Source organism: Streptomyces sp. BK79, from assembly GCF_044142145.1.
In the GTDB taxonomy this organism is placed as follows: Bacteria; Actinomycetota; Actinomycetes; order Streptomycetales; family Streptomycetaceae; genus Streptomyces.
In genome coordinates this window covers 15135-28121 of the sequence record NZ_JBHVOC010000001.1, presented here as the reverse complement: position 1 = coordinate 28121, position 12987 = coordinate 15135, and the positions used below count along the sequence as shown (strand labels likewise).

13 protein-coding genes and 1 pseudogene are annotated in these 12987 nt (G+C 71.4%); 5 read left to right on the top strand and 9 right to left on the bottom strand.

Going from position 1 to position 12987, the window contains the following annotated elements; translation table 11 throughout:
- The first annotated feature begins 116 nt into the window (after positions 1–116).
- The 4 genes from ACFIF2_RS00125 to ACFIF2_RS00110 all read left to right on the top strand — a co-directional run bounded on the left by ACFIF2_RS00125 (position 117) and on the right by ACFIF2_RS00110 (position 3852).
- Positions 117–923, top strand: a complete 807-nt coding sequence (locus ACFIF2_RS00125; RefSeq protein WP_395570325.1) for a DUF899 family protein — start codon at positions 117–119, stop codon at positions 921–923.
- 145 nt (positions 924–1068) lie between these two features.
- The gene (locus ACFIF2_RS00120) at positions 1069–2388 is read left to right on the top strand and encodes a hypothetical protein (protein ID WP_395570324.1); all 1320 of its coding nucleotides are present in this window, start codon (positions 1069–1071) and stop codon (positions 2386–2388) included.
- Positions 2389–2642: 254 nt separating this feature from the next.
- Positions 2643–3062: a hypothetical protein gene (locus tag ACFIF2_RS00115; protein ID WP_395570323.1), complete on the top strand. Its 420-nt coding sequence runs from the start codon at positions 2643–2645 to the stop codon at positions 3060–3062.
- A gap of 184 nt (positions 3063–3246) precedes the next feature.
- Positions 3247–3852 (top strand): dihydrofolate reductase family protein, encoded by a 606-nt coding sequence (locus ACFIF2_RS00110; RefSeq protein ID WP_395570322.1) that lies wholly within the window; start codon positions 3247–3249, stop codon positions 3850–3852.
- An 87-nt stretch (positions 3853–3939) separates the two neighbouring features.
- On the opposite strand, the gene ACFIF2_RS00105 is transcribed toward ACFIF2_RS00110, so the two are convergent.
- From ACFIF2_RS00105 to ACFIF2_RS00070, 8 genes and pseudogenes are all read right to left on the bottom strand, one after another.
- Positions 3940–4893, bottom strand: coding sequence for an ABC transporter permease (locus ACFIF2_RS00105; protein WP_395570321.1), 954 nt, complete (start codon positions 4891–4893; stop codon positions 3940–3942).
- A complete protein-coding gene (locus tag ACFIF2_RS00100) occupies positions 4880–5686 on the bottom strand; it encodes an ABC transporter ATP-binding protein (RefSeq protein WP_395570320.1) in 807 nt (268 codons plus the stop codon). The genes ACFIF2_RS00105 and ACFIF2_RS00100 overlap by 14 nt, the downstream gene beginning before the upstream one ends.
- A gap of 42 nt (positions 5687–5728) precedes the next feature.
- Positions 5729–6847, bottom strand: a complete 1119-nt coding sequence (locus ACFIF2_RS00095; RefSeq protein WP_395570319.1) for an aliphatic sulfonate ABC transporter substrate-binding protein — start codon at positions 6845–6847, stop codon at positions 5729–5731.
- 212 nt (positions 6848–7059) lie between these two features.
- Positions 7060–7161: a putative leader peptide gene (locus ACFIF2_RS00090; RefSeq protein ID WP_395570318.1), complete on the bottom strand. Its 102-nt coding sequence runs from the start codon at positions 7159–7161 to the stop codon at positions 7060–7062.
- A gap of 165 nt (positions 7162–7326) precedes the next feature.
- On the bottom strand, positions 7327–7785 hold the full coding sequence (locus ACFIF2_RS00085) for an RrF2 family transcriptional regulator (RefSeq protein ID WP_395570317.1): 459 nt from the start codon (positions 7783–7785) through the stop codon (positions 7327–7329).
- 135 nt (positions 7786–7920) lie between these two features.
- Positions 7921–9153 (bottom strand): acyl-CoA dehydrogenase family protein, encoded by a 1233-nt coding sequence (locus ACFIF2_RS00080; RefSeq protein ID WP_395570316.1) that lies wholly within the window; start codon positions 9151–9153, stop codon positions 7921–7923.
- A 13-nt stretch (positions 9154–9166) separates the two neighbouring features.
- The gene (locus ACFIF2_RS00075; RefSeq protein ID WP_395570315.1) at positions 9167–9748 is read right to left on the bottom strand and encodes a winged helix-turn-helix domain-containing protein; all 582 of its coding nucleotides are present in this window, start codon (positions 9746–9748) and stop codon (positions 9167–9169) included.
- Positions 9749–10036: 288 nt separating this feature from the next.
- Positions 10037–10588, bottom strand: a pseudogene (locus ACFIF2_RS00070) (HEAT repeat domain-containing protein); the annotation flags it as partial.
- 220 nt (positions 10589–10808) lie between these two features.
- Between ACFIF2_RS00070 and ACFIF2_RS00065 the strand changes: the two are divergent.
- Positions 10809–11096 carry a hypothetical protein gene (locus ACFIF2_RS00065; protein ID WP_395570314.1) on the top strand — a complete coding sequence of 96 codons (288 nt, stop codon included), beginning with the start codon at positions 10809–10811 and terminating at the stop codon, positions 11094–11096.
- A gap of 143 nt (positions 11097–11239) precedes the next feature.
- Here ACFIF2_RS00065 and ACFIF2_RS00060 read toward each other — a convergent pair whose 3' ends face one another.
- Positions 11240–12982 carry a beta-galactosidase family protein gene (locus ACFIF2_RS00060; RefSeq protein ID WP_395570313.1) on the bottom strand — a complete coding sequence of 581 codons (1743 nt, stop codon included), beginning with the start codon at positions 12980–12982 and terminating at the stop codon, positions 11240–11242.
- Positions 12983–12987 lie beyond the last annotated feature (5 nt).

The following is a 12987-nucleotide window of genomic DNA, read 5'->3' as shown; positions in this document are numbered from 1 at the left end:
GATCGTGCGGCAGACCCTGGAGCCGGGTCGGATGCGCGTGACGGCGATCCTGACCGGCAACTAGGTTGCTGGGGGATTGGCCCGTAGCCACGACGAAGCGATCCCAGGAGCCGCTGGTGTCCGAGAACCCGAGCAAGGGACAACCGCCGGTGGTCGACCGTGCGGTCTTCGAGCAGCAGTTGGAAGGGCTGCGGGCGAGGGAGAAGGCCCACACCCGCGAAGGCGACGCGATCGCCGCCGCGCGCCGCAGGCTTCCGATGGTCGAGGTGGCCGCGGACAGCCCGCTGCTGGGGCCGGACGGTCCCATGACGCTCCTGGAGGCGTTCGAAGGGCGACGCCAGATGATCGCCTACTACTTCATGTGGTGGCCGGGCCGGCCGGCCGCCGAGCAGTGCGAAGGCTGTACCTGGGTGATGAGCCACGTGGGCGAGCTGGCCTATCTGCACTCCCGTGACGTCACCTTCGCCGTGTTGTGCCAGGGGCGGAACACCGCCTACGGCTTCGCGGACGCGCAGACGTCGTACGAGGAGAGCCTGCGCTACCGAGCCTTCATGGGCTGGACGATGCCGTGGTACTCCGCCCAGCCCTCGCTCGAGTCGCTTCTCGTCGGCCGGGAGGCCGGCTTGTTCCACCTGGTGTGCTACCTGCGCGACGGCGACCGCGTCTTCGAGACCTACAGGACCAAACGCCGCGGGGCCGAGGCGGTGGACTACAGCTACGCGCTCATGGACCTCACGGTCTTCGGGCGCCAGGAGTCCTGGGAGGACTCACCGGCGGACTGGCCGCGCCTCGGGCACGCCACGCGGACCCTGGGCGGGGCTCCCGACTGGCCGCCGCTGCGGGAGTGGCCGGGTGGGCGCCCCACCGCACAGTGGCCGCGCGTGGACGCCGGCCGCTCTGACGACTTGGGTGTGGAGTACTGAGCTGGACGACGCCGGCAACCCGGCGGCCGGGATCCCGGACCGCCGCTTCACGACGCTGACGGCGCCGTCCGTGTGGTGACGGCCTACTTTCCCGTCCTCGTAATGCGGTTGAGGGACATGGGGGCCATCGGTGAGGATCCGAGGCATGTTCTCGCGCAGGAATCGCCGCCCGAAGACCCCCGCACTCCTCCAGGCCTGGCAGTCCCTCGACGAGGGTGACATCCCGGCTGCCCTGCGCGAGTTGCGGTCCGGCACCGACGACCTGCCGCTCGGCGAGCTCGCCCTCGTGGTCGCCCGGATCGCCGGCAGCGCCGGCTTCGACGATCTGCGCACGGCCGCCGACGCCCTGACCGCCCGCCCCGACAAGGCCGGCGCGCTCTACGACTTCGGTTACGCGTGCATCGAGCGCGGCGTGCCCCACCTGGCGATACCCGCCCTGCGCGAGGCGCTGCGGCAGTCGCCGGGCACCGTGGTGATCGTGCGGGAACTGGTCTCGGCCTACGAGCGCGTGGGCCGGCACCGCGACGCCGTCGACGTACTCACCGCGCACGAGAGCGGGCTCGCCGACTGGCCGGACCGCTATCTGCTGGTCTTCAACGCGCTCATGGCCGGCGACCTGGCCCTGGCCCGCCGTCATCACGCACGGCTGCCCGATCCGCAGGACGCGATGTGGCTGCCCGCGCGGGCCCGCCAGCGAGCGATGCTCGAGCGGGCCACCGGGGCCGGACGGGTGAGCCCCCTGGACGCCACCGATCTGCGGGGCTGGCAGTACGTCATCGGCGGCACCGTGCTCACCACCCTGTCCCCGTACGGCTTCGACGCGGGGATGAGCGGACGGTTCGCCTGGCTGCAGGACACCCACGACCAGTGCCTGCGTGGACTGGTACGGCTGAAGGCGATCACCGGCGCCGCCGGAGTGCGTCCCACCTCGGTGTCCCTGCTGCCCGACCGGGGCAGCCGCATCCTCGGACTCGCGGCGGCCCGGCTGCTGGAACTGCCGGCGAAGCCCTTCGCGCCCGAGCGCGAGGACACGATCGTCGTCGCGTACGACCTGAACGACGTGGCCGGCACCGAGCAGGGATCCGAGATCCTCGGCCGGCTCGTCGAACGGACGCCGGGCCAGATCCTGCACGAACACGCGAGCAACTGGACCGACCCGCCCCTCGTCGCCGCCGACAGCGTCACCCTGCTGCACCAGTCGGCGACGGCGCCCTGGGACGGGCAGCTGAGCGTCGGTGAGGACGGCGACGTCGACAGCGGCGCGCCCGACCGCAGGCCGGAGGAGGACATCGCCGCCGACATCCTGGCTGCCGACGCCACGCCCGACGAGGGCGACGGGGCGACGCCCGCCGAGCCGGTCGACAGGCTCACCGACTTCGTGTCCGCCGTCCGCGACACCTGGCTGCGGGGCAACCGGGCGGGTCTGTCCTCCGCAGGCCCGGTGTCCAGCTCCCGCTTCCTCTGACGCCCTCCTCCGACGCCCTCACCGGAGGACCGCGCGGCGGCGAGGCGCGTGCTCATGAGTCGGTGGAGCCGGTCCGTGGCCTCCCGAACGGTCGGTCCGTGATGAAGGCGCACTGTCAGCGCGGCGGCCACCACGTGGCGGGCCATGGCCCGGACCGAGGACGCGTTGGTCGTCATACCATTTGACGGTGCAGGTCAGGAGTCGGGCACAGTGGCGTGGGGCAGAGGGCCGCGCCGACTACTAGAGTGATCGGCATGGACATGCGGAGGGCCGTCGCGGTGCTGGCCGAGGAAGCGGAACAGCTCATCCAGGACCATGTGTGGGAAGTGGCACCGGGCGAGCGGGCCCTCGCTCTGGATACGGCGGCCGGCCTGCGTGAGGTCGTCGGCCCGGCGGACGTCCAGGGTGCCCTGCCGCAGATCAAGCGGCTCGAACACCTGCGGGAAACACTCGCTGTCCTGGCGATCTCCCTCGCGCGTACGCACGGCCGCCTGGCCTGGTTTCTCTCCGGGGCCCTCAACACGCTCGAACCGGTCCTGCACTGGCGTGCCCTGCCCGCTGACCGCGGGGGCGCCTTCGGCACCGTTCTTCCCAGCTCTGAGCAGTACACGGAGGCGGAGGACGCCGTCCGTCGGCTTCAGGACGTCCTTGCACGCGTCAGCCGAGTCGGCTGATGCCGGCAGCACGCCGCGAGTCATGATCTCGCGGCGCCCCCTGCACGGCCCTCCGAAGCAGTGCCGCTCCGTCGGTCTGATCGTCTGCAGCGTCATGGGTTTCTCAGATACTTCACAGCGCGGCCGATGAGTTTGTGGTTCCCGGCAGGTCCAAGCTCGTGACACCTTTGGAAGGGGCACTACCATGTCGGAGCTTCTGGTCGACTTCATCACCTCCCTCGACGGCTACGCATCGGGAGAGGGGTGGCCCGGGTTCTGGGGCCTCGAGGGCCCGGAGTACCTCGCATGGCTCGGCGAGCAGCCCGAGGTCACCTACCTGATGGGCGCGAAGACCTACCGCCTGATGTCCGGCTTCGCCGCAGGCGAGGTCCCGGCCGGGCAGGACGAGTTCAGGCCCGAAGAAGAGGCGTCGGTCGATGAGCTGACGCAAGCGCCCAAGGTGGTGTTCTCCTCCTCGCTCGAAGAGCCACTGACGTGGGCCAACACCACGCTCGTCCGCGACGACGCCGTCGAGGCGGTCCGCGCCATGAAGTCGCGTGGCTCGGGGATCCTCAGCACGATCGGCAGCCTCAGCCTGTGCCGGTCCCTGCTCCGGGCCGGGCTCGTCGACCGCTTCCGGGTCGTGATGTTCCCGGTGATCACCGGGGCCACGGGCGCAGAACGCATCTACGACGGCTATCCGGACGTTGCCCTCGAAATGATCGAGCATCGCACCTTCGACGGTCGCACCCAGCTGGTCGAGTACAAGCCCCGCGTGCTCGAGCACCCGCCGCTCCACGCCCCTGCGTGAGGTCGCCCGCCCGCCGAAGCGATCGAGGTGACCACTGCCGCCGGCATCCTCGGGCCGGCATTCCGCTCGGGCGGTCGATCCGTTCGTTCAGCGTGGGACCAGCAGCCCGCGCCCCCGCAGTACCCGCCGCTCCAGCGGGCTGAAGAGCAGCAGGTCGATGGCGATGCCGACGAGCAGGATCAGGAAGATGGCCAGGAACACCTGCGAGATGCTGGCGTTGTTCCGCCCGTTCTCCAGCAACTGGCCGAGTCCGACGCCGAGATCGGGCGAGGAGGCGATGATCTCGGCGGCCATCAGCGACCGCCAGGAGAATGCCCAGCCCTGTTTGAGCCCGGCTAGATAGCCGGGGAGCGCGCCCGGCATCACGATGTGCCAGGCGCCGCGCAGGCCGGTCGCGCCCAGGGTCCGTCCTGCGCGCAGGAACAGCGGGGGGATCTGGTCGATGCCCGCGACCAGCCCGTTGGCGATTGAGGGAACCGCGCCGAGCAGGATCACCGCGTACATCATCGAGTTGTTCAGGCCCAGCCAGAGCACGGCGGGCGGCACCCAGGCCACGGACGGCAGCGACTGCAGACCGGACAGGATGGGGCCGACGGCCGCCCTGACGAACTTCACCCGGGCGACCAGCAGGCCCAGCGGCGTACCGATGGCGAGTGCCATCAGGAAGCCGAGCAGACCGCGCGAGACGGACGTCCAGATGTAGTCGAGCAGCGTGCCCTGCCGCCAGGCGTCGGTCACCTCGGCCCACACCGCGGACGGCGAGGGCAGCTTGTAGTCGGGGGCGATCTCGGCCCACACCAGCAGCTGCCAGATCACCAGCACGAGTGCGACGGCGCTGAGGGGCGGCAGTGCTTTGCGGATGAGTGTCTCGCGCAGCGGTGTCCGGGCGGTCTGTACCGAGTCCAGCGCGTCGAGGCCGGCCTCCAGCCCCGCCAGATCGTGCCTGTCGTGCGTGCCCGGGGACTCCCCGGCTGCCGACGAGCCGTTCTTCCCGGCGTCGGCGCCAGCCTCGACGCCCGTGCCCGTGTCAGTGCTGGCCATGGCGGCGGATCTCCTTGCGCAGTTCCTCGGTGATCTCGACGGACAGCTCGGCGACCGCGCTGTCCTCGATGCGGCGCGGCTGCGGGATGCCGACGGTCCATTCCCGGGCGATCCGCCCCGGCCGTGAGGACAACAGCACCACCCGCTGCGCCAGCTTCACCGCCTCGCGCACGTTGTGCGTGACGAACAGCACCGACAGCCCCGTCTCGTGCCAGATGCGGGTCAGCTCGTCGTGCAGCACGTCACGGGTGATGGCGTCCAGCGCCGCGAAGGGTTCGTCCATCAGCAGCAGGCGGCTGTCCTGGGCGAGCGCCCGGGCCAGGGCGACACGCTGACGCATGCCGCCCGACAGTTCGTGCACCCGCTTGCCGTGCGCGCCTCGCAGTCGTACGAGTTCCAGCAGCCGTTCCGCTTCGGCGCGGCGCTCCGGTCCGGCGACGCCGCGCAGTTTCAGCGCGAGTTCGATGTTCTTGCCCGCGGTCAGCCAGGGGAACAGGGCGTGTTCCTGGAACATCAGGGCGGGCCGGCCATCCGTGCCGATGGAGCCGGCGGACGGCAGATCCAGCCCCGCGACCAGGTTGAGCAGCGTGGACTTGCCGCAGCCGGAGGCACCCAGGAGAGTGACGAACTCGCCCGGTGCGACATCGAGTGTGATGTCGTCCAGTACGAGCTGCCGCCCGCCGGAGGTGCCCGGAGCGGGGAAGGACTTCGAGACGTGCTCGATGCGGGCGGCGTGCGTCACCGCCGGGGCGACCTGGGCGGTCTGGGCGGCCTTGGCGACTGTGGTGGCCATGGTCGTCACCTCCTGGGTACTCGTCGGATCGGTCGTCGCTCGTCAGTTGCCGGGCTGTCCGGCGCCGAGGCCGGCGTCGTCGACCTGCTCCTTGCCCTCGGCGGCGAGGACCTTGTTGAGGGGGCCGAGGTCGTAGATGTCCTTCAGGTCGGGCTTCTTGAGCAGACCGGCCTTCACCGCGTGCTCCGCCTCGGTGTTGAGGGTGGCGGCCAGCGGGTCGTCGAGGAAGGTGATGGACTTCCAGGCCGGGTCGATGACCTCGGCGGGCAGGGCCTTGCCCGACTCCTCCTCCAGCGCGGCGTTGGCGGAGACCTTCGCCTTCTCAGGGTTGGCGTTGATCCACTCGTTGGTCCTCACCGAGCCGCGCAGCACCGCCTCGACGACGTCCGGGTGCTCCTTCAGGAACTCCTGGCGCACGATGATGTTCGTGATCACGAACTTCTTGTCGGGCCACAGGTCGGCCTCGTCGAGGAGGACCTTCGCGCCCTCGGCGACCAGCTTGGACGCGGTCGGCTCCGGCACCCAGGCGCCGTCGATGGAACCGGACTTGTAGGCGTCCGGGGTGATCTTGTTGTCGGTGCGGACGACGGAGACGTCGCCCTTGCCGCTCTGCGCGTCGACCTTCCAGCCCTTCTCCGCGATCCAGTTGAGGAACGCGACGTCCTGGGTGTTGCCGAGCTGCGGTGTGGCGATCTTCTTGCCCTTGACGTCGTCCAGGGACTTGATCTTGTCGGGGTCGACCACGAGTTTCACGCCACCGGAGGCGGAACCGCTGATGATGCGCAGGTTCCTGCCGCCCGACTTGGTGTAACCGTTGATGGCGGGGGAGGGGCCGATCCAGCCGATGTCGATGGAGCCGGCGTTCAGCGCCTCGATCTCGGAGGGGCCCGCGTTGAAGGTCGATGTCCTGATCCGGGTGCCGCCGAGCTCCTTCTGGAGCAGACCCTCCTGGACGCCCACCAGGGCGGTGGCGTGCGTGAGGTTGGGGAAGTAGCCGATCTTCACCTCGTCGGCGGACAGCTTCTCGGCGCCCGCCGCGACCTCGGTCCGCTTGTCGTCGTCGGCGGCGTCGGATCCGTAGCCGCAGGCGCTGAGCAGGAGCGGGAACGCTGCTACGACGGCGATGGTGCGCAGGGTGGTGAGCGGTCTTGCGGCAGACACGGAGGTGTCCTCTCGGGAAGGGGCGAACGGGGAGATGCCGAAAGCGCGAGAGCGCGAAGCTCATGGGCAGGGTGTAGGCGTGGGCCCGCGCTGCGTACGTCGGGCCGCGGCGGCTGGAACGCCGTCGCGGGTCCGGGTGCGGACGTGCGCCGCAGTGGGCAGATGCGCGACGCGCGTGGCGCCGGCGGCCGGAGGCTGTCGCGGCGGCGGCCTCAGGCGGGCCGACAGATGGCGCTGGACGTGCGGCCGAGGTCGATGTGGCGGCGCGAGGTCAGCAGGGAGAGCGGCAGGTCCGCGCCGTCGCGTGTATCCATGGCCGCCCCCATTCCTATCTTTCCCACCTGGCTGGTAGGGATCGTGGCAGAAGGTGGCGCCCACCCCAAGGGGGTGTTCATATGATGGACGTGGGCATCTCGCGTCGTGGAACCATGCGTCGTGGAGCCACGCGTCGTGGAACCACCGGTCGACGGCTCAGCGCGTCAGGGGTTCACCCAGGCCTTCGGGGTGTCGGCCAACGCGGTGACGTACGCGGGCAGTCGGGCCGAAGCGACGTCGGCGAGCGACACTCCTTCCAGGATCTCGCGCACGTTGGACCGCAACGCGATCCACAGGGGGAGCAGTGACTCGGCGGGGCCGGAGTAGGACAGCTCAGGGGGGCGGACCCCGCGCACCGAGACCAGGGGCCCCTCCACGACGCGGATGACGTCGGCGATGCTGATCGACTCGGCGGGCTTGGCCAGCCGGTAGCCGCCGTTGCCGCCGCGCTGGCTGAGCACGAGACCGCCCCGGCGCATGTCGTTCAGGATGCCTTCGAGGAACTTGTGCGGGATGTCCTGGGCGTGCGCGATGGACTCCGCCTTGAGCGGCCCGTCGTCCCGTGAGGCGGCGAGCTGCAGTGCGGCACGTACCGCGTAGTCCGCTCTGGCTGAAATGCGCATGGGTGCATTATCCCGTACGGCTCCGGCCGGCGTCCGTCGACCTGCGGGAGGCGAACCGCTCGCGGGAGGCGGCGGCCGTCGGGCAGGCGTCTGACCTCGACGTCCGGACCGGACGGCACCCCGCGTGCCTCCTGGTCAGACGGGCAGGACGAACCGGGGGTGAGCGCCGTTGAGGAAGTAGTGCCCGACGTCGCGGAGCCGGTGGGTGACGGGCTCGTACAGGGTGTGGGTCCGGGCATTGCGCCAAAACCGCTCGAATCCCAGCCGCGCGGAGGTGGAGCGGGCGCCGATGATGTCCAGGGCGCGGGCGGTGGACTCCTGCGCCGCCCCGGCCGCGGCTGTCTCGGCCATGGCGACGAGGACGGCGATGTCCGCGGACTCGTCGTAGGTGATGTCTTCGCCGCGTTCCAGCCCGCCGCGCAGGGCGTCCAGCGCCTGGTCGGCGAGTGCCGACGCGGAGCGGGTGAGGACGGTGAGTTCTCCGTAGGCCGTCTGCACCTGCGGGTCGTGCGGGGTGCCGGCCGGCCAGGCGGGGTATCGGGCCGCTGGGCCGGTCCTGCTGTACTCGCGGGCTTCGGCGAGCACTCCCTCGGCCAGGCCGAGCAGGAGCTGGGCGGAGAAGAGGCGTCCCACCGGAGATGCCAGACAGGCCCGGGGCGACAGCAGGTCCTCGTCCGCGGACAGGGAGCCGAGCACGTCGTCGGCACCCACTCGTACGTCGTCGAACTCCACGCTGCCGCCGGCCGCGAGCCGCTGGCCGAAGGGGTCGGCGTCGCCGTCGACCGCCACACCGCGGCGGGTGGGACTCACCACGACGGCGAGGGGTTCACCGGTGTCCTCCCGCACGGCGCGCACGGCGAGGCGGTCGGCGACCAGGACCCCGGTCGTGTAGGTCTGCCGACCGTTGAGCACCAGTCCCTTGGAGGTCGTCCTGGTCAGCATCAGGGGCGGCTCCTGGCGCGCGAAACCGCCGCCCCAACACCACTCCTCGGCCGCGGACCGCTCCTCGATCCGCGCGGCGAGAGCGGGCCCGGCGAAGAACCGGACGCTCCACGACAGGAAGTAGTGGGCGCCGAGCAGTTGACCGATCGCGCCGTCGGCCGCGGCGATGTCCCGGACGACGGCGTAGGCGGTGAGCCGGTCCGGGGCGCCTTCCTGGGGCCCGGCCGGCATCAGGAAGGTCAGCAGTCCCGCCTCGCGCAGCCGGGACACCTCGTCGAACGGCACCTTGCCCGCCTGCTCCCTGATCACCGCGTCCGTGGCCAGGTCGTCCGCCACCTCGCGGGCCACGCGCAGCCAGTGCGCTCGGGCGGGTCCGGCCGGGTCGGCCGGCGAGGCGGAGCGGGGCGGCGCGGAGGCAAGGCCCATGGAAGTCGACTCCTCAAGGTCGGCCGCGGAGCGCGGCGTCGGGACTCTCCTGCTGGTCGGGCACGTACTTGTAACCCACGCTGCGAACGGTGACGATCCGGTGCCGGTGGGCCGCGCCCAGCTTGCGGCGCAGGCGGGCGATGTGGACGTCGACCGTGCGGCCGTCGCCGACGTGGTCGTAACCCCAGACCGCGGCCACCAGCCCGGCGCGCGCGTGCACGTGATGGGGATGCCGGACGAGATGCGCCAGCAGCTCGAACTCCAGGTAGGTGAGGTCCAGTTCGCGGCCGTCCACCTCGGCGACATGACGTGCCGGATCGATGCGGACGACATCGTCTCCCGTCCCCCGTGCGGGGGGCGGGGCCGTGGCGCCGACCGGTCGGATCTCGGGCCGTGGCCCGTCCTTGACGAAGAGCTCGGCGGGGTCGGTGCCCTCCGGGACGAGCACGAGGTAGGCGACGAGCGGCGCGGGGATCTGTTCCCGAGCACCTCCGCGCCGCTCGTCGCCGACCAGGCGGAGACGGGGGGCGTCGAAGTCGAGGCCGGAGGAGGCCGGATCGTGTGGGGCGGTCTGGGCCGGAAGTGCCGTGGTCATGGCGGTTGTCCCTCAGAAGTGTGCGGCCGGCGGGCGTGGTGGGTGACTACGCCCGATCACCGGGAAAGGCGTGCGCGGAGCGGCGCGGGTGAAGGTGAGCCGTGTGCCCTACGCGGGACAGCAGACGGCACTGGCGACGTGACCAAAGTCGACATGCCGACGACGAACGAGTCGTTGCTGTGTACGGGACATGTTCATCATCCTGCGCATCCCCGGGGAACGCCGTCAAGGTTTCCCTAGTAAGTCGGTAGGAAAAGCAGGGAAGATCTCACACTCTGAGCGGTTCGCTCACATCGCCCGGGCCGCGTACGCCCTGACGTCGGCGTCCGGATCCGTCGTCGCCGTGGCCAGCGCCGCTCGGGCGTCCTCGGCGTCACGGTGCCGGGTCAGGGCCGCCACGGCGGCCTTGCGGACGTCGGCGTTGGGGTCGGCGAGGGCCTTGGCGAGGGCGGGTACGGCGAGGCCCGGAGCCGCGAGGGAGAGGGCGGCGGCGGCCCCTGCCCGGACCTGCCAGGCCGGGTCGGACAGGGCTGTCCGAGCGCGTGCGGCCAACGGAGCCGGGCAGCCGGCGGTGCCCAGCGCCGCGTAGGCCGCCGCACGCACCAGTGCGTCGGGATCATCGACGAGCTGCGTGAGGGCCGACAGGACCAGGCCGGGCCCGGGGCCGGCCGGCGCGGTGCCCCCGCCCGGCCCCGGGGGCACGGTGGTCAGGGCCTTGGCGATGGTGACACGGACCTCGCGGGACGGTTCGGCGGTCGCCGCGCGTGCCAGCTCCTCGATGGCGTCGACCGACACGAGTGCCCGCACGGCCGCGATACGCACGCCGGTGTCCGCGTCCGACTGGGGTTTTCGTTGGAAGGCGGGCGACATGTGCCACGTACGTGCCGTCACCGCGGCGCGGTGGGCCGCGACCTCGGCGAGCCGACGCTGCGGCTCGGCCCGTCGCAGTGTGTCCTCCCAGTCGCATCGCACCGTCCTCCTCGCCCGCGGGACCGGGGATCGGGGGGTGACGAAACCGCGTGCTTCGCGGTCTGAGCGACTCGCGTGAGAGCATCCGTCCATGAGCAGCGACCTGGAAGTGAGCGCTGCGGCGATCAACGTCACGATCCCGCAGGCCCTCCGCTGGACGGACACTCGGCGTGGTGAAGAGTTCCAACTGACCACACTCAACATCCGGCTCCTCCCGGACGGTCACCTCGCCGTGAAGGCGTATGGCCGGCCAGTCGGCGGTGGCCGGGGCGCCTACGTCTCGTTCCCGGTCCCCGACGAACCGGAACTGGCGGCTCTGGTGGTCGACGCGGCCGGCCGCGCCGCGACGCTGTGGGCCGCTCACCGGGGTCTCGGCTGAGCCCGGGAGTTCACCGGGCCGTACCTGCCGATCGGCGAGCACGGCCCGTATGCTCAGCGGCTCCGGCAGCCGTTTGGCACCCTGTCGGAGCCTTCTCTGACGGGTGGTTGGACGTGCGGCCCCGGCGCCGGACAGGAACGATCTCAGGCCAGCCGCACCCTGGTGCCACCGGTTCGTTCCGTCTCCAGTACCCACACCTCGTTGCCCCCGGAACGGAGTACGGGGCCGGGGACGTACAGGGCGGATTGCGGGCCTGCGGACCAGTACCGCCCAAGGCAGAAACCGTTGACCCAGACGAAACCCCGGCCCCAGCCGGGGAGTTCCAGCATCGCGTCCCCGGGTTCCGATATGTCTACGTCGCCCCGGTAGAGGCCCGGCTCGCCCCGCTCCGGTGGGCGGAACGGCAGCCCGGCCACCGCCTTTCCGTCGTCGAACGCGTCCAGCCGCAGGCCGCGTGCGCTCACGCCGTGCAGGTACTGCCGCTCGTGCAGGATCCCGCCGGTCAGTCCCTTGGTCTCGCCCAGGCGGGGTCCGTAGTTGACGCGCCCCAGGGACTCCACCCACAGTTCCAGTTCGGCAGGGCCCGCGACCGGCGTGCCGACCGGGATGTCGACGCCGTCCACGGACAGCCGGACCAGGTCCCGCACGCCGGGCAGGGACAGCGGCAGGGGCGGGCGCGGGCCGGGAACACGGACCCGGTAGCGCACCAGGCCCCGGTCGACACCGAGTTCCTCGAAAGTCGGCGCCATGCCGAAGACGCTCTCCGTTCCGCCGAGGGCGTCCATCACCTCGTCCAGCGGCGTCCACGCGTCCAGCACGGCCGTGGCCGGTGCCGTCAGGACCGGCCAGGCGGCCGGCACGGGAGGCGGCGGGGCGTCGGCGAAGTCGGCCAGTACCTCCCGGAAGCGCCGGAACAGCTCCGTGGGCCTGCCCCGCTCGTCGACGGGGGCACCGTAGTCGTAGGAGGTCACCGTCGGCTGCAAGGCGCCGTCGTGGAGGTCGCCCGCGCGGTTGGCGCCCGCCCAGCCGCCGAAGCTCGTCCCGCCGTGTGCCATGTAGATGTTCACCGACGCCCCGCACTCCAGGATCTCGCGCAGTACCGCCGCCGCGTCCCGGGCCTCGCGCGGCTCGGGCTCACCGGCGCCCCAGTGGGAGAACCAGCCGCACCAGAACTCCATGCACATCAGAGGCCCGGCGGGCTGGTGGCGGCGCAGCGTGCGGAAGGCCCCGGCCGGGTCCGAGCCGAAGTTCACGGTGGCCAGGACACCGGGCAGCGAACCGCCGGTGAGCATGTGGTCCTCGGGCCCGTCGGAGGTGAACAGGGGCACGGTCACCCCGCTGTCCCGCAGGAGTTCGGCCAGCTCGCGCAGGTACTCCTGGTCGGAGCCGTAACTGCCGTACTCGTTCTCGACCTGCACCATGATCACCGGACCGCCGTGGTGGACCTGGCGCTCCACGACCTGGGGCAGCAGACGGCCGAACCAGCGGCGCACCGGCTCCAGGTACGCCCGGTTCCTGGTGCGGACCCGCCCTGCCACGGTGCCGGTGAGCCACTGCGGCAGTCCGCCGTTCTCCCATTCGGCGCAGATGTAGGGACCGGGCCGGACGACGGCCCACAGGCCCGCCGCGTGTACCGCGTCCAGGAACCGGCCCAGCGCCTCCGCGTCCCGGTACTGTCCGGGAAACGGCTCGTGCAGGTTCCACGGCACATACGTTTCGACGCAGTTGAGCCCCATCGCTCGCAGCATGCCCAGCCGGTGCGCCCACTGGGCCTCGTGCACCCGGAAGTAGTGCAGCGCGCCCGACAGCAGCCGTACCGGCCGGCCGTCCAGGGCGAATCCGCCGTCGGTCACGGTGAAGACGCCGTCCGTCGGTCGTTCGGTCATCGACG

Coding starts and splice junctions, on each gene's coding strand:
- ACFIF2_RS00060 (WP_395570313.1), bottom strand. CDS start 12,982: ATGACCGAACGACCGACGGACGGCGTCTTCACCGTGACCGACGGCGGA.
- ACFIF2_RS00100 (WP_395570320.1), bottom strand. CDS start 5,686: ATGGCCACCACAGTCGCCAAGGCCGCCCAGACCGCCCAGGTCGCCCCG.
- ACFIF2_RS00120 (WP_395570324.1), top strand. CDS start 1,069: ATGTTCTCGCGCAGGAATCGCCGCCCGAAGACCCCCGCACTCCTCCAG.
- ACFIF2_RS00110 (WP_395570322.1), top strand. CDS start 3,247: ATGTCGGAGCTTCTGGTCGACTTCATCACCTCCCTCGACGGCTACGCA.
- ACFIF2_RS00080 (WP_395570316.1), bottom strand. CDS start 9,153: ATGGGCCTTGCCTCCGCGCCGCCCCGCTCCGCCTCGCCGGCCGACCCG.
- ACFIF2_RS00075 (WP_395570315.1), bottom strand. CDS start 9,748: ATGACCACGGCACTTCCGGCCCAGACCGCCCCACACGATCCGGCCTCC.
- ACFIF2_RS00065 (WP_395570314.1), top strand. CDS start 10,809: ATGAGCAGCGACCTGGAAGTGAGCGCTGCGGCGATCAACGTCACGATC.
- ACFIF2_RS00085 (WP_395570317.1), bottom strand. CDS start 7,785: ATGCGCATTTCAGCCAGAGCGGACTACGCGGTACGTGCCGCACTGCAG.
- ACFIF2_RS00105 (WP_395570321.1), bottom strand. CDS start 4,893: ATGGCCAGCACTGACACGGGCACGGGCGTCGAGGCTGGCGCCGACGCC.
- ACFIF2_RS00115 (WP_395570323.1), top strand. CDS start 2,643: ATGGACATGCGGAGGGCCGTCGCGGTGCTGGCCGAGGAAGCGGAACAG.
- ACFIF2_RS00090 (WP_395570318.1), bottom strand. CDS start 7,161: ATGGATACACGCGACGGCGCGGACCTGCCGCTCTCCCTGCTGACCTCG.